Consider the following 18,389-nt stretch of genomic DNA (forward strand, 5'->3'; position numbering starts at 1 on the left):
CCCTGGGCTGGGAAAACGCAACTCCTACAGAGTTGCCAGGGGTGCGTACCGTCCACGATGGGATAGCCATACATGGTTGTAGGGGCGCACTTCATCGACAGCGGACTCATTATGCATAACTTTTGGGGAGCACTTCATCCACGATGGGATAAACATACATGGCGGTAAAGGCGCACATCATCGCCAACGGACTAAACATGCATAGCCATGGGAGGCGCATCATCAACGATGAATTATGGCCCACAAGCAGCAGCAACTCTGAAGGAGTTGCGATTACATAGCCCAGGGTTGAGGGGCGAAGCACCTCTACCCTGGGTAAGAAACCCACCCTACTTAGCTACTCTGTAAGAGTTGCGATTAGCCGAAGGCGTTACCACGGCAGGAAACAAGGTTTCAATTGCGGGGTTAATCAATTAATAACTGCCTCAATTAGAGGTTGATATAAACACAAAAAGCCATGGCAACTGTTGTCGGCTTCGCCTTTTGGGGGTTGGCGGTGACGCCAGTCGGAAAACAAGTTTTCCTCCGTGTCGTCGCCGTCACCCCCAACGCCATGCACGGCATGACGACAACAGCCACCACGGTTCAAAAAGCGGTCGGTGGCCGTAAAAAAAGGCCGCCGGTGGCGGTAAAAAAACAGCAGTTTGTGTATTTCACCTATATGACGTCTGCCGTTAGAAAATAAGGTAATCCTTTTTTGTACCGGCGTAGCCGGACTTTTTTTACCACCAACGGCGGGCTTTTTGTATTTGCGGCTTTTCAGCCTGCCACCAGGCAGGCGCGGATGGGGGTGGCGGGGAATATCCGAGAGCCTGCTCTCGAGATATTGCCCGACACACACGGACGCATAGGGCATAGCCCTGAAAAGCCACAAATCTTTTTGTAGATTTTTGCGAGTGCATATTCAAAGATTATGGAAACCAGAGGGAATACGGTGACAACCTCATTCGCGTAATTCTATCCACTGGTAATAGTGTGATGAACATTCCCGTGGACGGGGCTTGGGTTTGGCTTTTTTCCTTCCCCTTGGGGAAGGTTAGGATGGGGCTTCTGTGGTGAACGGTACGCACACCTGGCAACTCTGTAGGAGTTGCGATTTCATAGCCCAGGGTTGAGGGGCGAAGCACCTCTACCCTGGGTAAGAAAACCACCCTACTTGCTACTCTGTAAGAGTTGCGATTAGCCGAAGGCGTTACCACGGCAGGAAACAAGGTTTCAATTGCGGGGTTAATCAATTAATAACTGCCTCAATTAGAGGTTGATATAAACACAAAAAGCCATGGCGACTGTTGTCGGCTTCGCCTTTTGGGGACTGGCGGTGACGCCAGTCGGAAAACGAGTTTTCGTCCTTCTCGTCGCCGTCACCCCCAACGCCATGCACGGCATGACGACAACAGCCACCATGGTTCAAAAAGCGGCTGGCGGCCGTAAAAAAAGGCCGCCGTTGGCGGTAAAAAAACAGCAGCTTGTGTATTCCATCTATATGACGACTGCCGTTAGAAAATAAGGTAATCCTTTTTTGTACCGGCGTAGCCGGACTTTTTTTTACCGCCAACGGCGGACTTTTTGTATTTGCGGCTTTTCAGCCTGCCATTAGGCAGGCGCGGATGGGGGTGGCGGGGAATATCCGAGAGCATGCTCTCGAGATATTTACCGACACACACGGACGCATAGGGCATAGCCCGGAAAAGCCACAAATCTTTTTGTGTATTCTTGCGATAGTATATTCAAGGAATATTGACATATACATTACAAGTAACGCCTACGGCTAAGCGCAACTCCGTCAGAGTTGCTACATTCGTAGGTCGTTTACCCAGGGTAGCGAGCTTCGCCCGCAACCCTGGGCTGGGAAAACGCAACTCCTTCAGAGTTGCCAGGGGTGCGCACCGTCCACGATGGGATAACCATACATGGTTGTAGGGGCGCACATCATCGACAACAAACCAATTATGTATAACCCTTGGGGGCGCATCATCAACGATGGTATAGGCATACATGGTTGTAGGGGCGCACACCATCGACAGCGGACTTAATTATGCATAACCCTTGAGGGCGCATCATCAACGATGAATTATGGCCCGCAAGCAGCAGCAACTCTGGAGGAATTGCCAGGGGTGCGCACCGTCCACGATGGGATAGCCATACATGGTTGTAGGGGCGCACATCATCGACAACAAACTAATTATGTATAACCCTTGGGGGCGCATCATCAACGATGAATTATAGTCCGCAAGCAGCAGCAACTCTGTAGGAGTTGCGATTACATAGCCCAGGGTTGAGGGGCGAAGCACCTCTACCCTGGGTAAGAAACCCACCCTACTTAGCTACTCTGTAAGAGTTGCGCTTAGCCGAAGGCGTTATACTCAATCTGTCATTATTGTCCTACACCGTTTTAGCCATAACCCCCAACGCCATGCACGGCATGACGACAACAGCCACTAATCTTTTTGTAGATTTTTATCATTGTGCATCCACCGCAGGAAAGTATTGTCAACGAAGAGGGAATCAACTATAACTATGTAAATCAGCATGTTCCGCCATGTCGTGACCAACCCTACTGCTTCGTGTCATTTGATACGTGGGCTCGTGACTTATGATACGTGGCCGCGTGACTTATGATACGAACCCACGTATCAAAAGGTACGAGCCAGCCACCACAATCACCACTACATTATTAATATTAGCGGGACTGGCGTTTGCCATGACGGGATATGCCGCCGTCTGCCCAGCGCTGGCACACGTGCCTGCGGAGGTTGTGGGGATATGGAAAAAACTTGGGGAGAGGGTTAACTTGATGGCGAAGCACAATTCGAGGATGGCAAAGCATGAACCGAATGTGGCAAAGAACGACACGAGAAAAGCAAAGCACAAACCGAGGATTATGACGCCCAATGTGAGGATAATAAAAACACGAACCGTGAGGGGGTCTTCATCCAGATTCCTCGGGTTCGTGCTCTTGCTTCAAAAAAATTACTAAGTTATTGTATTAATGTGTATGATTTTTGTTGAGAATGTGTAAAGAATATCTATCTGCTTATGCGTATTTCGAATAAATCATATTAAAAACCTTGTTATCATCTGCAGTGATGGGGTCTGTGTGACCTACATAGTTGATGGTTTGGTCTTCGACCTCGCAACAGGCATTGCCAGCGAAGCGGTATACGATATTGCCGTCCTCCTCATAGAAGTTGGGGAAGTAAGCGGCGTTCATCATATCCATGGTGGGATTGAGGCACATACCAAAATCAATGCGGTCGTCGTAGATTACGATGTTGGCAGTTGGATTCTCCGACAGCATGATGCCATTCTCGATGGCCTCAGAAAGGTACATGCACGCCTTACGTGTAATCTTCTTAATCGACGAGTCGACTGTAATGTCCAGATTATCAAATTTAGAATACATTTCCTTAAAGTGGGTTCCTACCCTGTTTTGCTTGATTTTTCTCTTTATGTCTGATACTTTTCTTGCTGGGCTTTCGACCTCAGCGATTGCAAAATTACAGACTGTCGCGCCCACTGCCAAGACTTTTTCACGCGCGCCTATCTCGTTTTTTCTCTTGGCGCCCACAAAGGCTGGAAATATAATAAAAATGCGTACGAATATCATTTTTTTCATATTCTATTTAGTTGCTTTCCTCATGATCAGCAAAGAGACCTCCCGCCAACGACGCCACAACAGCTCCGCTGAACTCATTGATACTATGCGTATTACAACTCGACCTTATCAAACAACATCTAACACGGCGCAAGAGCGCAGCGACGATGCGCCAACTTAGCAACAAGGGCTGCAACAGCGGCTGCCATGCGATTTATGACCACCCTATGGCAATAAAACCACACTGCTGGCGTTATATCTATATACATTATTATATATATAGACTATGACACCAGCATCTGTTGACGCCCCCAAGCCCAAGAGGCTTCTCTTCGTATGTCTCGGCAACATCTGCCGTTCGCCCGCCGCCCATGCCGTAATGGAAGCGATGGTAGCCGAAGCCGGTCTGAACGACCAGATTGAGGTCGACTCGTGTGGCGTCGGCGACTGGCATGTGGGCCAGCTGCCCGACAGCCGTATGCGCCGCCACGGAGCCCGCCGCGGCTACCGTGTAGACCATCATGCCCGCCAGTTCTCGGCAGCCGACTTCGACCGCTTCGACTATATCATCGTGATGGACGAGGGCAACTACCGCGCCATCAGCGCCAAGGCACGCACCCAGGCCCAGGCCGACCGCATCCTGCGCATGAGCGACTACCTCGACGCCGACTGCGGCTACGACTCCGTGCCCGACCCCTACTATGGCGGCGACCGCGACTTCGAACTGGCACTCGACCTCATCGAGCAGGGCTGCCGCCGTCTGCTCAGCCAACTCCAACGACAACTATAACCCACAAAATCATACCCGACCATGCTAAAACGTATCATGCAGTTTATTGCCGCCGCGCTCCTTACCCTTACCGCCGGCACCGATGCCACCGCCCAGACCCTGAAGTTTGACACCCGTGGCGAGTTCAAGATAGTCCAGTTTACCGACCTCCACTACCAGAGCCGCAACCCACGCTCTGCCACCGCCTTGGAGTGCATCGACGCCGTGGTCGGCACCGAGCGTCCCGACCTGGTGGTCTTCACCGGCGACAACATCTACGCGCGTCCTGCCGACACCGCCATGACGCACATCGTAGACCGCATCGAGCGCCACGGCGTGCCCTACGTCATCCTCTTCGGCAACCACGACCACGAGCAGGGCATGACCCTCGCCCAGCTCTACGACATCATCCGCCGCGGACGCCACTGCCTACAGCCCGACCGTGGCAGCGTAGAGTCGCCCGACTATGTGCTCGAGATTGCCGGCAGCAAGAGCGCCGCCCCCGCTGCCCTACTCTACTGCCTCGACTCCCACAGCTACCCCGCCACCAAGCGCCTCGGCACCTACGCCTGGCTCACGCTCGACCAGGTGCAGTGGTATCGCGAGCGCAGCCGTGCCTACACCGCAGCCAACGGCGGGCGCCCGCTCCCAGCCCTCTCCTTCTTCCACATCCCTCTGCCCGAGTTTGCCCAAGCCGCCACCACCGAGGCCAACGTGCTGATAGGCACCCGTATGGAGAAATCGTGCCCCCCGCTGCTCAATAGCGGCATGTTCTGCGCCATGCGCGAGGGAGGCGACGTGATGGGCATCTTCTGCGGTCACGACCACGACAACGACTACACTACCCTCTACCACGACATTCTGTTGGGCTACGGCCGCTTCTCGGGCGGCAACACCGAGTACAACCATCTGCCCGTGGGCGCACGCGTCATCGTGCTCCACGAGGGCCAGCGCCGCTTTGACACCTGGATACGCACCCTCAAGGGCGACCGCCAGAACGTCACCGTCTATCCCGACAGCTATGTCAAGGACGACTGGCGCAAGCGCCCCGTGAAAGAGAAGCGATAGGAAATATTAGTCTAAGCCACAAATAATAGGGGAAAACTATAGGGAGTCGCCTTGCATCTACGATGGACAAGGAAGACTATATTGTGAACAAGGCTTGCAATCTGATGACAGGGAAATGCCTACTTCGCGTTGTGGCCTTTTTGAATTCTTCACCACTTATTTAACAACAAATATGAATAAAACGGGTGTTGGAGATGTCCAAGTGGGAGCACAAAATATTTTCTGTTTTTCTATTCCAAAACAAACTCAAAAAAGATGGAATAATAACATTAGTAGTGACTACACATCAGATACGCAGTATCCAAAGTAATAGTTTTTCTTTCATCGAAAGAAAAACGCGAAAACGGATAACCCTCCTTTGGATTATCCGTTTTATTTTTCATATAGACAGTTTTTGGCTTAGAAAAAGCCTCCTAATGTATTAGAACCTAAGCAGCCATTTCCATAAAGGAACGAGTTCTATATGGTATCCATCTTTTTCAACGAAACTCTCTTCCTCCATGGTAACAACTATCATTTTGCTGATTGATAGAACAGAATCCAGCTTTATCATGGCATCTGTTTCTCGTTTGAACGTGTCTGCATCTGCCATAGAATAGGACACCTGCACAGCCAATTTCTCTTCTGGAACGACAAAATCCACTTCAGCATTCTTACTATTCCAAAAATAACTTCCATCACCATATTTGCGTCTGAGAGTTATCGCTACAATATTTTCAAGCAAGGAAGTATTGGCATCAACAAGGAAAAGATGCAGTAAGCCGTTATCCGTAAAATAATATTTGCGGTTCGACTCCTTATCCTGCAACTTTCCGTATAGATTCTCGTAAGGCAGTATGAGCCAAGTTTCAGTCATATAATCTACATAGTCTATCGCTGCGTCTGTACTTAATTTTTTACCTGTACTACTGACAATGCTTGCAATTCTATTATATGAAAGAGGTTGCTTTACACTCTCAGCCATCTTGCGTATCATCACCCGCAATGCGTAATCGTTGCGTATCCTGTATCTTGCAACTAAGTCGCCAAAGAATATTTTACTAAACAGATTGCTCATCCATGAACGAGGTTCCTTCATACCTACCGTTTCTGGCAAACCACCATGTTGAAAATAAGTGTTAGCCAACTTCACAATCTTTTTGCCGGATGTAAATAATGCGTTCTTTTCATGTATGTCAATACCATTGGCATTCAAATATTCTTGCAAGGAATAAGGATACACTTCATGTATCATATATCTGCCTCCAAGAGTAGTTGCAATCTCACTACTCAGCATTTTCGCATTGCTACCAGTAATATATACTTGATATTTCTGGTCTGCTAACCTACGAGCAAACTTTTCCCATCTATCAATCAATTGTATCTCATCCAGAAAGAATATTGGACGAGAATCATACATCTCTTCATAGCACGTCTTTATCAAGTCAAGGTCTTTGACATCTAAAGAATCTATTCGGTCATCCTCAAAATTGAAATATAATATTTCCTCTTTCTTATGCCCTTGCTCTATCAATTGTGCTATACGTTGAAACATCAAGTAAGACTTTCCTGCATGTCTCAATCCAACAAACACATAATTAAGTCCGTCCACAAGTTCCACGTTACGAGGAATGAGTTCTACTTGTGATACGTATACTTGATATTCAGAGATAAGCGATTTTATTAAATCTTTTGTCATATTCTTTTCATGCAAATACCAAAAACTATTGCAAAGATACCTATTTTATCTTTTATAAACGACATTATCGGCATAAAATTATCGTCTATGAAAGACAAAACACACAAAAAGAATTTTACTGGGAGAGTAATCATAACTATTAGTCTATACTTCAACTTGACGATGCACACTCCTTCAACTGGATGGTAAAACAGGAAACGTGATTTTGCCATCAGAAAAGGAATGTCATAAATAGCAGCAATCTCCAGAACATATACATACGTTCTAATTACGACCTGATAATCATTATTTACTATCAGCAGAATCTATATTGAGCAAATCCTAATCGGGTTGGATACCAAGAAAGGTATCCAACCCGATTAGGATTTGCTTTTATGCGGTTTGTGACCCAGATAATAATTAACACAAAGATTCCAATATCCCTTCAGCGGCCTCCCGCCTTGAGGTCATCGTTGTGTATACCGTGGCTTGCGCGCTTGGTAGCCGACTGGCGGAGCGTGCCAAAGCGGTACATAACTGTCAGACCGAAATACCGGCGCTTCACCTGGTTATCCCTTTGCGTGTAGAAGTTGGTGCCGTAGGTGGTGGTGCTACGTGTCATCCAACTGCGGGCAAACTCGGTTGCCATGAGCGACAAGGTGAGCCTCTTGTCTTTGAGGAACGAGCGGGTAAGTCCGATATTATAGGTCAACAGCGAATTGTTGTTGCCCTGCAACATCACACTGCGGCTGCTGTATGCCACTCTGCCCATGAGTCTCAGGTCACCAGGCAGTCTCACCGAGGTGCTGCCGCTGAGCGAGGTCTGCCATCCGTGGTTGCGCAGTTGGCGCGCGGGATCAGAGAGGTCCAGGTAAGACACGTTGGAATTGATGGTCCAGCTGATGCGGCTGTTCATATTCCATCGCAGATACACATCGAGAGCCGTGCGCTGGGTGCGGCCTATATTCATATAGGTGCTGTAGAGCGCGCCCGGGGCTGCATAGTGCTTGCCTTCGTCAAAGTATTCGCCCCCGTCGCCTATGATGCGGCTCACCTGTTCCATGCCGTTGTCGAGACGACGGTATCCGAGCGACATGTTGAGGTTCAGCCGGCGGGTGAAGTTGCCATAGGTGATTCCGAAGTTGTAGCTGCGCTCGGCATCGAGCTGTCCGTTGCCCTGGGTGATGCGCTGCGGGTTGAGGTCATTGAAGTAGGGGTTCAGATAATAGATGCTGGGGCGCGACAGGCGCATGCCGTATTCGAGGCGCAGCGACTGGTGGGGCCCTACCTTGAAGTTGACCTTCATCGAGGGCACCAGATAGGCATAGTGTCCGCTATAGTCGGCATCGGCACCCATAGCTCCCGAGAGGTAGCGTATGTCCTGGTAGGTGTATTCGTAGCGCAGACCGGGCATGAGGGAGACAGCCGCGCTGTGGTAGGTATAACTGAGATAGGCAGCCAGAATGTCGTTGCGGTTCTTGTAGTGGTTGCTGCGCTGGTCGTTGTAGGCAAAGTCGCCGACAACAATGCGGGCATCGTAGATGTCATTGGTGCTCTCGTTGTTGCGCACAATGTATTTGAGTCCGGTCTCTATGGTGTTGTGTTTGTCTATGGGCGTGGTATAGTCGGCCTGGAGGGTGTGCTCTACGCTCTTGTTGTCGGCGTCGGTGCGGTTGGCATAGAGCTGCAGTTCCTCTATTATGTTAGAAGGCGTATTGTAGACTATCTCATCGTACTGGGTGTTGTCCTTGATCCACTGTGGATTGGTGCTGATCTGGTATGACAGCGTGGTAAGTCGCTGCTTGTTGTATCGCCCCGTACGCTGGTAGTCTATGCCCGCCGTTCCATTGAGAAACGACTCCTTCGCCAAGCTGCTGCGCAGATATGAGTAGGCGAGCTGCGAGCGGTCGCGGTTCCACATCTCGGTGCTGCCCCATACGGGCAGCCGCTGCTGGCTTCCCATCCCCGACAGCGAGAGGGTGAGCAGTTGGAGAGTATCTATCTCGTAACTGGCATTGATGTTGGCAAACTCCGTGCTGCCTCTGCTCTTGTGCCTGCTGGCGGTCTGCTGGTAAGCGCGAGAGTCCGAGGCGTAGTTGTAGGTATGGCTGGCGTTGCTTCCGGTGGGTGTGAGTATGCGGTTATAGTTCATATATCCGTCTATCGAGAAACGGCCTATCTTGGTAGTGGTCGAGAGTCCGGTGACGAAGCCCATGTTGTTGACTGCCCCGTTGAGGTTGGTAAGGTGGCCTTCGTAGCGGCGCTGCATCACGATATTGATGATGCCGCCTATTCCCTCGGCGTCGTATTTGGCTCCCGGCGAGGTGATGACCTCTATGCTCTTGATGAGTTCGGCGGGCAGCGAGCGCAGGATTTCCTTGGGGTGGCGTGTCACGGCGGTGCGGCGCCCGTTTTGCAGGATGAGGAAGTTGGTGGTGCCATTCATCTTGATATTGCCCATGCCGTCGACATCGAGCAGAGGCACCTTGTTGAGTATCTCCGAGGTCATCATGTATTTGGCATCAGGGTCGGAAGCCACATCGTATGTCAGCTTGTCCACATCCATGGTCACGAGGGGTTTCTGGGCGAGCACCTGTACCTCGTCGAGCAGCCGGGCGTCGTCTGCGAGCAGAATATCGCCCAGGTCGATAAGCGTGTCGGCAGGCGTCACGGTCAGTTTCACCTGTGCTGCCTTCTTGCCCAGTACCGAGGCGGTGAGGATGTATCGGGCGTCGGTGGCAGGGAGCGTCAGCAAGAAGACTCCGCCCGTGTCGGTCACGCCCTTCTTGAACGCCACTTTAGGCTGCGACTGCTTTGCCACGATGATGGTGGCTGCCAGCTCGGGCTCGTGGGTAGCCTTGTCGCGTATGGTTCCGGTCACCTGGCACGTGGGCGACTTGGTGTCCTGCGCCATTGTCTGCATCGTAGCCAGCATGGTCACCATTAGGGTGAGCGCCATACAGCGTAGTGCATAGACTGTGTTTCTGAGTGTTAGACTTACCATAGTAGTATCCTTCCTTATATTAGGTGCTGTAAATGTATCTAAAAAATCAATACCCTCCACTTCCTGTTTGTAACATTTAACAGAAACAGGGTGTATATCATGTGTTTTTGAGTTATTTAACGTGCGTATAGCCATAATCTATGTTTCTTTTGACCTCTTATTTATCACTTCGTGTTTTTCTTGGCATTGTCTTCGACTTGCACTATCTTTCCATAAGATAGGCGGCGCCTCAACAATGCCAATTGAAAAAAACTTCGTGTTTTTCTTGGCATTGTCTTCGACTTGCACTATCTTTGCATAAGATAGGCGGCACCTCGGCCATTAAGCGAGCTTATGGCACTCGGGTTTGCACTATCTTTGCAAAAGATAGGCTACGGGCAGGAAGCATAAATCAAAAAACAAGTTTGTTGCTTTGCCCTCCGCCTCGTGTCTCTACCGATACCTGTACCAGTACACATTATTATATATATAACATTAACCAATTTATCAACAAAAACACTTATGGTAAGTAGATTTATCCTTAACGAAGTGTCTTACTTCGGTCCCGGTGCTCGCAAGGAGCTGCCTGGAGTAGTTGCCCGACTGGGTTTCACCAAAGCATTGGTAGTAACAGACAAGGGTCTGATGAAGTTTGGCGTTGCCAAGATGGTGCTCGACGTGCTCGACGAGGCCAACATTCCTTACGCTGTGTATGACGACGTAAAGCCCAACCCCACTGTGACCAACGTGAAGATGGGTGTAGACGCCCTCAAGGCTGCCCAAGCCGATTTCATCGTGGCTATCGGTGGCGGTAGTGCCATGGACACCGCTAAGGGTATCGGTATCGTAAGCAACAACCCCGAATTTGCCGACGTGGTATCGCTCGAAGGCGTGGCCGACACCAAGAAGAAGACCGTGCCAATCATCGCCCTGCCCACCACAGCCGGTACTGCTGCCGAGACTACCATCAACTACGTAATCATCGACGAAACCAAGCAGAAGAAGATGGTCTGCGTAGACCCCAACGACATTCCCTGTGTGGCTATCGTTGATGCCGAGCTGATGTACTCGCTCCCCAAGAGCCTCACCGCCGCTACCGGTATGGACGCCATGACCCACGCCATTGAAGGTCTGATCACCAAGGGGGCCTGGGAACTGAGCGATATGTTTGAAATCAAAGCCATCAATATGATCCACCGCTACCTGCCCGTAGCTGTAGAAGACCCCACCAACCCCGAGGGCCGCAACGGTATGGCCGTAGCCCAGTATGTGGCTGGTATGGCATTCTCTAACGTAGGTCTGGGTGTAGACCACGGTATGGCTCACCCCATGTCGGCTCTGCACGATGTGCCCCACGGTGTGGCTTGTGCCATCCTGTTGCCTACAGTGATGCGTTTCAACGCTCCTGCCGCTCTCGACAAGTATGTAGACATCGCCAAGGCGCTCGAGGTGTACACTCCGGGTATGACCAAGGAAGAGGCTGCCGACGCTGCATGCACCGAGATTGAGAACCTGAGCCGCCGCGTGGGCATCCCCGCCCATCTGTCTGACCTGGGTATCACCGAGGCCGACATCGACGCACTCGCCGACCAGGCTATCGCCGACGTATGTACTCCGGGCAACCCCCGCGAGGTGACACGCGACGACATTGTGGCCCTCTACAAGAGCATCTTGTAATACAAGACACTTATAATCTTCAAGGTTTACGGCATCTGTCTCCATGGCAGATGCCGTATTTTTTTGCTGGGTCAACAGGGATAAAGCATCAACGGCAACACCAGTAGCTCTGGAGGCTCTGGTGTTGCCGTTGGCTATGCGTATCGGTGCCGACAGCCGAGGCTTATGCCGCGAGGGCTCGCCGGCAGCCGCAGCTGGACTGTCAAAGAGGCAAGGCACTTGCTCCGTCCTTGAACTCAGCGAAGAAGGGACGGTAGTTGCCCTCGGGATTGTGGGGACGGTGGGCGTTGTGGTCGTCGATGATGGCAAAGGTGATGTAGCGGAACTTCTGGTAGAACTCTGGTTCTGAGAGCACCTCGTGGAAGAGTCGCGCCACATGGGCAGGCGGATTGCAGAAGGCTCCACAGCCCAAAGCGCCCAGCACAAGGGCATCGTGATGATGCGCAAGTCCTATGCGCAGGATGGTACGTATCTTGTCGCAGATGGCAGACACATGGTGGGGCGCTATCAGTCCGTCGGGGGTGAGGTCGGGGCGGTTCTTGCCTGCCACAGAGATGAAGTCCATGCTCACAGGCTCTGCCATGAGGCGGTAGCCCTGGTCTTCGCTCTCACGGAAGATGGTGGCACCGGGAGTATAGATGCCGCCAAAGTGACTGTCGAGGGGATAGTGATGGGACGAAGGCGGCAGACCATAGACCTTGGCAAGCGGCGAGAAACGGTAGAGCGAACGATAGAGGTCGGTACGGCGGAAGAGCGTCTCTTCCTGGGCAGCGGCACCATTGTCTACCCCACCGCCGGGATGGTGGCGGTTGGCCATATTGAGCACGGCGGGGGTATAGCCGTCGGCCTTGAGGCGCATGGCTACGGCGAGGCAGTCGTCGTTGACCACCTCGATGCAGGTCTCGTCGGCAGTGGGCGCATCGGTCTCTATCTCGTGGTCATAGTAGACCGTGGCGTTCATCATCTCCGCTCCGTCGCCAAGCTCCACGCGCTTGCCGTCCTCGGTGGTGTAGTGGCCCTGGGTCACCAGGTCGATGGTGTTGCGATATACCTTGGTGCGCAGACCCTTAATCTGGTAGTATGCCTCACGGTCGCCGTTCTTCATACACCCCTTGAGATGGCGGTAAGACTGGAGGAAGTCGGTCTCGGCCTGCCATCCGTGGTCGGGGGTGCAGGTGGCGTGGATGACATCTACAAAGTCCTTGGGCAGTATCACGTTCTCCATGTCTATGGCTGCGGCAAAGAGGGGCGCTATCTCGCTGACAGGGAGCCCGGCTATGCCACAGGCTATGCGGGTGACCAGGAAGGTAAGCTCGCTGTGCTCGGCGGCAAAGGCAATAAACTGGTCTACATAAGGCTTGATGGTCTCGGCACCTCCCTGCATGGTGGGTATGGCATAGCTCTGTCCCTGCAGGCCTACGCCCTGGCCCCATACGGCTCCGAAGGCGTCGAGGGCAGTGCGGGCTGCGCCTCCACCATGAAAACCAGAAAGATTGCTGCCAAAAACAAAAATCTCATTATCCTCGAGTCGGGTAATGAAATGTGGGGTAAATCTGCGATTGTACATAATCAAGTCCTCCTTAATCTTTAATCACCACAAAGCTACTAAAAAATAATGAGTATCAAAACGATAATCACTTTTTTTTTGTAATTTTGCAGCCTGTAGCAAGAACAGATTATCCTATGACCAAACGCCATCCACTCCTCCCACATTATTATAAAGACTGCATCGAGGCCGGCTGCGACGAGGCTGGCCGTGGCTGCCTTGCCGGCAGTGTCTATGCCGCTGCGGTGATACTGCCTGCCGACTATGACAATCCCGACCTCAACGACTCGAAGCAGATGAGCCACAGCCGTAGGTATGCACTGCGCCAGCAGATTATGGACGACGCCGTGGCCTGGGCTGTGGGCGTGGTCACCCCAGAGGAAATAGACCAAATCAACATCCTCAACGCCAGCATCCTGGCTATGCACCGCGCCCTGGACCAGCTCGGCGTGAGACCCGAAGCCGTCATCGTCGACGGCAACCGCTTCAAGCCCTACGGCGATCTGCCCTACACCACCATCGTCAAGGGCGACGGCAAATACCAGGCCATCGCCGCCGCCAGCATCCTGGCCAAGACCTTCCGCGACGACTATATGGACGCCCTCGACGACGAGTGCCCGCAGTATGGCTGGCGACGCAACAAGGGCTACCCCACCCGCGAGCACCGCGAGGCCATACGCCAGCACGGCATCACCCCCTATCACCGTCGCAGTTACAACCTCACCGGGCAGGAACTGCCCCTACCATTCGATGATTAGCCCCTCGGAGAGGGCAATTACTGACAAAATGCACGATATTGGGTAAAATATCGTGCATTTTGTTTGCCAGTATCAATAGAAAAGCGTAATTTTGTTGAGTTAATCGTAACCAACACTTTTACAAGATATGGAGAAAGTAGATAAACTGGATAAAAAGATACTGGGTATCTTATCCACCAACGCCCGTATGCCCTTCAAGGATGTGGCAGCCGAGTGCGGCGTGTCGCGTGCAGCCGTTCACCAGCGCGTACAGCATCTGATAGACAACGGAGTGATTACCGGCAGCGGTTTCTATGTCAACCCCAAGAGTCTGGGCTATACCACCTGCACCTACGTGGGCATCAACCTCGAGCGCGGAAGCATGTACAAGGAGGTAGTGTCGCGCCTGCTGTGCATACCCGAGATTGTGGAGTGTCACTTCACCACTGGCTCATACACCATGTTGCTGAAACTCTACGCCCGCGACAACGAGCAGCTCATGGACCTGCTCAACAACAAGCTGCAGACCATCCCCGGCGTGGTGTCGACAGAGACCCTCATCTCGCTCGAGCAGAGCATCAAGCGCGAGATAACCATCCAGCCCGACGAGGTCTGACCCGACAGTCCCGACAGTGGTGCCACAGCCACAGTAAGTATTTGTTTATGCCTATCTGATAATAATGGAACATTTCGATTTGGAGGCCCATCTCCAGAAGATATATACTGCCTATCCCGAGGGTGAAAGCCGTCCGGTGATAGGCATTACTGCAAATTATAGTCAGGGCGACGCCACGCTGCGCGACCGCTACTACCGCCAGGTAGAGGCTGCCGGCGGCATTCCCGTCATCATCCCGCCCATCGCCGACCGCCATATCCTCGCGGGAACGCTGGACCGCATCGACGGACTGTTGCTCACGGGTGGCGGAGACTACAACCCGCTCTGGACGGGCAAAGAGCCGCAGCCGCAGCTGGGCAACATCAACGCCGAGCGCGACCTGCCCGAACTGCTCATCACCCGCCTGGCGTTCAACCGCCAGCTACCCATGCTCGGCATCTGCCGCGGCATGCAGACACTCGCCATCGCCCTCGGTGGAAGTGTAGCGCAGCATGCCGAGATGCAGCTCAAGCACTCGCAAGACGCCGACCGACAGGAGCCCACCCACTCGGTGACCATCGGGAAGGGCTCGATGCTCAGCGCCATCTACGCTGAAGAGCGGATATACGTCAACTCGTTCCACCACCAGGCGGTGACAGCCGGCGGACCCCACATGACCGTCACGGCGACAGCGGCCGACGGAGTGGTAGAGGCCATAGAGAGCAGCGAGCAGAAAGGCATCATCGGCGTGCAGTGGCATCCCGAATGGCTCGGAGCCGACGGACTGCCGCTTTTCCAATGGCTCACCTGCCGGGCAAGCCTCTTCGCCGAAGCCAAGAGCGTACACCGACACACCCTCACCCTCGACTCCCACTGCGACACGCCCATGTTCTTCCCGCAAGGGGTGGACTTCGGCACCCGCGACCCTCGCATCCTCGTAGACCTGCACAAGATGACCGACGGACGGCTCGACGCCACCACCATGGTGGCTTATCTGCCCCAACCCAAGCCTGGACAGAGTTTTGCCGAGATAGCCCCGCTGCCTGCCGGTTCGCCCCATGAGTATGCCGACATGATATTCGACCGCATCGACGAAATCCTCGGCGCCCATCCCGACGCCGTACGCCGCGCCAGAAACCCACAAGAACTGTGGCAGAACAAGCAAGACGGGGTGAAATCTATCATGACGGGCATCGAAAACGGTCTCGCCATCGAGCACGACCTCTGCCATCTGCGCCACTTTGCCCACCGTGGCATCGTCTATGTCACCCTCTGCCACAACGGCGACAACGACATCTGCGACTCTGCCCGCGGCACAGCCACCCATGGCGGCGTGAGCCCCTGGGGAGCAGAGGTGATAGCCGAGATGAACCGCCTGGGACTTATGGTCGACCTCTCCCACGCTGCCGAGACCAGCTTCTACGACGCCCTCGACCTCAGCGCCACGCCCATCGTGTGCAGCCACAGCAACTGCAAGGCCCTCTGCGACGTGCCGCGCAACCTGACCGATGACCAGCTGCGTGCCCTCGCCCGCAAGGGTGGCGTGGCACAGATTACGCTGTACCACGGATTTCTGCGCAACGACGCCGAAGCCACCATCACCGACGCCGTAGCCCATCTGCAACACGCCATCGACGTGATGGGCATAGACCACGTGGGCATAGGCACCGACTTCGACGGAGACGGCGGAGTGAGAGGCATAGCCGATGCCTCAGAGGTTATACTCTTCACCGAGCAGCTGCTCGCCAAGCGCTTCAGCCGCGAAGACATCGCCAAGATATGGGGCGGCAACTGGCTGCGCGTGATGAACCAAGTACAACAATACAACAAAGGACAATGATGACCAGAAAAATGAAGATGATAATAGGAGGAGCGACCGCCGCCGTGGTGGTTGCCATCGCTGCCGTCGGCATGAACACCGGATGGGGACATGCCGACAGCATAGACATGGAAGAAAGTATGGACAAGATAGACCCCGTGGGTCCCGCGTTCAGCGCCGACAGTGCCTACGCCTTCACCCAGGCCCAGTGTGACTTTGGCCCAAGAGCCATGAACACCGAGGGCCATGACCGCTGCGCGCAGTGGATAGAGAAGAAGTTTGAAGAGTATGGCTGCCAGTTGGAGATACAGCAAGCCGACGTGACGGGATATGACGGCACCACGCTCAAATGCCGCAATATCATAGCCCGGTCGCATCCCGAGCGCTCCACACGCATCATGCTCTGCGCCCACTGGGACAGCCGTCCGTGGGCAGACAATGACCCCGACTCCACCAATTGGCGCAAGCCCATCCTCGCTGCCAACGACGCCGCCAGCGGTGTGGCTGTGATGCTCGAGGTGGCTCGCCTCATCCACCGCGACACCACCCTCAACATCGGAGTAGACTTCGTGTGCTTCGACGCCGAAGACTGGGGCACCCCGCAGTGGATCAACAGCGGCGACAGCGAGAGTACATGGGCGCTGGGTGCCCAGCACTTCGCCAGCCATCTCCCCGACGGCTTTGAGGTGCGCTACGCCATCCTGCTCGACATGGTAGGCGGCGAGGGAGCACGCTTCTACAAGGAGGGAATGTCAATGCAGTTTGCGCCGGAGATAGTCAAGAAGGTATGGCGGGCAGCCCGCAAGGCCGGCTATGGCAACTTCTTCCCCCGTCAGGAGGGAGGTATGGTCACCGACGACCACATCCCACTCAACCAGACGGCACGTATACCCACGATAGACATCATCCCCTTCTACCCCGACTGCGCCCAGAGCAGTTTCGGACCCACGTGGCACACGCTGAACGACAACATGGAGCACATCAGCCGCAACACCCTCAAAGCCGTGGGACAGACGATGATTCAGGTCATCTACACCGAAGAGTAAACTATCATCCACCTAAATCTATCCATTATGTTAGGAGCTATCATTGGCGACATCGTAGGGTCGCGATTCGAGTTTGAAAATGTGGCTACACCGGGCTTCAAGCTCTTCAGCCCCGACTGCAGCTACACCGATGACACCATCTGCACCATCGCCATAGCCGATGCGGCGATGAACCATCGGGAGTACAAGGACGCACTGGTAGACTGGTGCAGCCGCTATCCCGACCCCATGGGAGGCTATGGAGGGAGGTTCCTGAAGTGGCTGCAGAGCGCCGACCATCTGCCCCAGGCCTCGTATGGCAACGGTTCGGCGATGCGGGTGAGCCCGATAGGATGGCTCTACGACGACTTCCACCAGATGCAGGACGAGGCGATGAAGACGGCGCTGCCCAGCCACTGCCACAGGGAAGGCATACGCGGAGCACAGTGTGTGGCTACGCTCATCTACTGGCTGCGCACGGTGCGCATCACCAAAGATGAGGTGATAGGCACCGTCAAGCAGACTTTCGGCTACGACATCCCCGACCTCAAGGAGGTCTACAGACTCGGCAACGAGGGCCACTTCGACGCCACCTGCCAGGAGACGGTGCCGGCGGCCATCAGCTGTTTTCTCGACAGCAACAACTTCGAAGACGCCATACGCACAGCCATCCTCGCCCAGGGCGACACCGACACCAAGGGTGCCATCTGCGGCAGCATAGCCGAAGCCTACTACGAGATACCCGAAGAGATGATTACCAAAGCCTATGAATACCTGCCCGCAGATATGCTCGAAATAGTCGACCAGTTCTATACCACGCTGCAGGGCCACATCAAGCGATAAAACGCCATGGGCACCATCCGTCAAGATGGTGCCCATGGCATTATTGATAGCATAAGATTTTCTGAAGCAATGCGT

16 protein-coding genes and 1 pseudogene are annotated in these 18,389 nt (G+C 53.5%); 12 read left to right on the forward strand and 5 right to left on the reverse strand.

The genetic code is table 11. The features are described from left to right. Positions 1–457: 457 nt before the first annotated feature. The 3 genes from CIK92_RS00830 to CIK92_RS00840 all read left to right on the forward strand — a co-directional run bounded on the left by CIK92_RS00830 (position 458) and on the right by CIK92_RS00840 (position 2,977). Positions 458–685, forward strand: a complete 228-nt coding sequence (locus CIK92_RS00830; RefSeq protein ID WP_094387832.1) for a hypothetical protein — start codon at positions 458–460, stop codon at positions 683–685. A gap of 594 nt (positions 686–1,279) precedes the next feature. Beyond that, positions 1,280–1,507 carry a hypothetical protein gene (locus CIK92_RS00835; RefSeq protein WP_094387833.1) on the forward strand — a complete coding sequence of 76 codons (228 nt, stop codon included), beginning with the start codon at positions 1,280–1,282 and terminating at the stop codon, positions 1,505–1,507. A gap of 1,086 nt (positions 1,508–2,593) precedes the next feature. Beyond that, the gene (locus CIK92_RS00840) at positions 2,594–2,977 is read left to right on the forward strand and encodes a hypothetical protein (protein WP_094387834.1); all 384 of its coding nucleotides are present in this window, start codon (positions 2,594–2,596) and stop codon (positions 2,975–2,977) included. A 57-nt stretch (positions 2,978–3,034) separates the two neighbouring features. On the opposite strand, the gene CIK92_RS13235 is transcribed toward CIK92_RS00840, so the two are convergent. Further along, the gene (locus CIK92_RS13235) at positions 3,035–3,403 is read right to left on the reverse strand and encodes a hypothetical protein (RefSeq protein ID WP_144289286.1); all 369 of its coding nucleotides are present in this window, start codon (positions 3,401–3,403) and stop codon (positions 3,035–3,037) included. A gap of 478 nt (positions 3,404–3,881) precedes the next feature. Between CIK92_RS13235 and CIK92_RS00850 the strand changes: the two genes are divergently transcribed. From CIK92_RS00850 to CIK92_RS13605, 3 genes are all read left to right on the forward strand, one after another. Continuing rightward, positions 3,882–4,385 carry a low molecular weight protein-tyrosine-phosphatase gene (locus tag CIK92_RS00850; protein WP_022310561.1) on the forward strand — a complete coding sequence of 168 codons (504 nt, stop codon included), beginning with the start codon at positions 3,882–3,884 and terminating at the stop codon, positions 4,383–4,385. 21 nt (positions 4,386–4,406) lie between these two features. Further along, on the forward strand, positions 4,407–5,432 hold the full coding sequence (locus CIK92_RS00855; protein WP_254045969.1) for a metallophosphoesterase family protein: 1,026 nt from the start codon (positions 4,407–4,409) through the stop codon (positions 5,430–5,432). Positions 5,433–5,604: 172 nt separating this feature from the next. Further along, positions 5,605–5,742, forward strand: a complete 138-nt coding sequence (locus tag CIK92_RS13605; protein WP_158214696.1) for a hypothetical protein — start codon at positions 5,605–5,607, stop codon at positions 5,740–5,742. A gap of 111 nt (positions 5,743–5,853) precedes the next feature. On the opposite strand, the gene CIK92_RS00860 is transcribed toward CIK92_RS13605, so the two are convergent. Further along, positions 5,854–7,110, reverse strand: a complete 1,257-nt coding sequence (locus CIK92_RS00860; protein ID WP_022310564.1) for an ATP-binding protein — start codon at positions 7,108–7,110, stop codon at positions 5,854–5,856. Positions 7,111–7,534: 424 nt separating this feature from the next. Then, a complete protein-coding gene (locus tag CIK92_RS00870) occupies positions 7,535–10,093 on the reverse strand; it encodes an outer membrane beta-barrel family protein (RefSeq protein WP_158214697.1) in 2,559 nt (852 codons plus the stop codon). A 501-nt stretch (positions 10,094–10,594) separates the two neighbouring features. On the opposite strand from CIK92_RS00870, the gene fucO reads away from it, so the two are divergent. Then, positions 10,595–11,749, forward strand: coding sequence for a lactaldehyde reductase (gene fucO, locus CIK92_RS00875; RefSeq protein ID WP_094387839.1), 1,155 nt, complete (start codon positions 10,595–10,597; stop codon positions 11,747–11,749). 202 nt (positions 11,750–11,951) lie between these two features. Here fucO and CIK92_RS00880 read toward each other — a convergent pair whose 3' ends face one another. Beyond that, positions 11,952–12,854: a TIGR02452 family protein gene (locus CIK92_RS00880; RefSeq protein ID WP_254045970.1), complete on the reverse strand. Its 903-nt coding sequence runs from the start codon at positions 12,852–12,854 to the stop codon at positions 11,952–11,954. A gap of 78 nt (positions 12,855–12,932) precedes the next feature. After that, positions 12,933–13,316: pseudogene (locus CIK92_RS13995) on the reverse strand (hypothetical protein); the annotation flags it as partial. A 116-nt stretch (positions 13,317–13,432) separates the two neighbouring features. On the opposite strand from CIK92_RS13995, the gene CIK92_RS00885 reads away from it, so the two are divergent. The 5 genes from CIK92_RS00885 to CIK92_RS00905 all read left to right on the forward strand — a co-directional run bounded on the left by CIK92_RS00885 (position 13,433) and on the right by CIK92_RS00905 (position 18,314). Further along, on the forward strand, positions 13,433–14,053 hold the full coding sequence (locus CIK92_RS00885) for a ribonuclease HII (RefSeq protein ID WP_022310569.1): 621 nt from the start codon (positions 13,433–13,435) through the stop codon (positions 14,051–14,053). Between the two features lie 127 nt (positions 14,054–14,180). Next, entirely contained in the window at positions 14,181–14,648 is a 468-nt protein-coding gene (locus CIK92_RS00890; protein ID WP_094385224.1) for an Lrp/AsnC family transcriptional regulator, read from the forward strand. A 64-nt stretch (positions 14,649–14,712) separates the two neighbouring features. Further along, positions 14,713–16,467: a membrane dipeptidase gene (locus tag CIK92_RS00895; RefSeq protein ID WP_094387841.1), complete on the forward strand. Its 1,755-nt coding sequence runs from the start codon at positions 14,713–14,715 to the stop codon at positions 16,465–16,467. Then, on the forward strand, positions 16,467–17,492 hold the full coding sequence (locus CIK92_RS00900; protein ID WP_094387850.1) for a M28 family peptidase: 1,026 nt from the start codon (positions 16,467–16,469) through the stop codon (positions 17,490–17,492). The genes CIK92_RS00895 and CIK92_RS00900 overlap by 1 nt, the downstream gene beginning before the upstream one ends. Positions 17,493–17,519: 27 nt before the next feature. Beyond that, positions 17,520–18,314 carry an ADP-ribosylglycohydrolase family protein gene (locus CIK92_RS00905; protein ID WP_094387842.1) on the forward strand — a complete coding sequence of 265 codons (795 nt, stop codon included), beginning with the start codon at positions 17,520–17,522 and terminating at the stop codon, positions 18,312–18,314. The last annotated feature ends 75 nt before the right edge of the window (positions 18,315–18,389 follow it).

The organism is Prevotella sp. P4-67 (assembly GCF_002251325.1).
In the GTDB taxonomy this organism is placed as follows: Bacteria; Bacteroidota; Bacteroidia; order Bacteroidales; family Bacteroidaceae; genus Prevotella.

Coding starts and splice junctions, on each gene's coding strand:
- CIK92_RS00830 (WP_094387832.1), top strand. CDS start 458: ATGGCAACTGTTGTCGGCTTCGCCTTTTGGGGGTTGGCGGTGACGCCA.
- CIK92_RS00835 (WP_094387833.1), top strand. CDS start 1,280: ATGGCGACTGTTGTCGGCTTCGCCTTTTGGGGACTGGCGGTGACGCCA.
- CIK92_RS00840 (WP_094387834.1), top strand. CDS start 2,594: ATGATACGTGGCCGCGTGACTTATGATACGAACCCACGTATCAAAAGG.
- CIK92_RS13235 (WP_144289286.1), bottom strand. CDS start 3,403: ATGTATTCTAAATTTGATAATCTGGACATTACAGTCGACTCGTCGATT.
- CIK92_RS00850 (WP_022310561.1), top strand. CDS start 3,882: ATGACACCAGCATCTGTTGACGCCCCCAAGCCCAAGAGGCTTCTCTTC.
- CIK92_RS00855 (WP_254045969.1), top strand. CDS start 4,407: ATGCTAAAACGTATCATGCAGTTTATTGCCGCCGCGCTCCTTACCCTT.
- CIK92_RS13605 (WP_158214696.1), top strand. CDS start 5,605: ATGAATAAAACGGGTGTTGGAGATGTCCAAGTGGGAGCACAAAATATT.
- CIK92_RS00860 (WP_022310564.1), bottom strand. CDS start 7,110: ATGACAAAAGATTTAATAAAATCGCTTATCTCTGAATATCAAGTATAC.
- CIK92_RS00870 (WP_158214697.1), bottom strand. CDS start 10,093: ATGGTAAGTCTAACACTCAGAAACACAGTCTATGCACTACGCTGTATG.
- fucO (WP_094387839.1), top strand. CDS start 10,595: ATGGTAAGTAGATTTATCCTTAACGAAGTGTCTTACTTCGGTCCCGGT.
- CIK92_RS00880 (WP_254045970.1), bottom strand. CDS start 12,854: ATGAAGAACGGCGACCGTGAGGCATACTACCAGATTAAGGGTCTGCGC.
- CIK92_RS00885 (WP_022310569.1), top strand. CDS start 13,433: ATGACCAAACGCCATCCACTCCTCCCACATTATTATAAAGACTGCATC.
- CIK92_RS00890 (WP_094385224.1), top strand. CDS start 14,181: ATGGAGAAAGTAGATAAACTGGATAAAAAGATACTGGGTATCTTATCC.
- CIK92_RS00895 (WP_094387841.1), top strand. CDS start 14,713: ATGGAACATTTCGATTTGGAGGCCCATCTCCAGAAGATATATACTGCC.
- CIK92_RS00900 (WP_094387850.1), top strand. CDS start 16,467: ATGACCAGAAAAATGAAGATGATAATAGGAGGAGCGACCGCCGCCGTG.
- CIK92_RS00905 (WP_094387842.1), top strand. CDS start 17,520: ATGTTAGGAGCTATCATTGGCGACATCGTAGGGTCGCGATTCGAGTTT.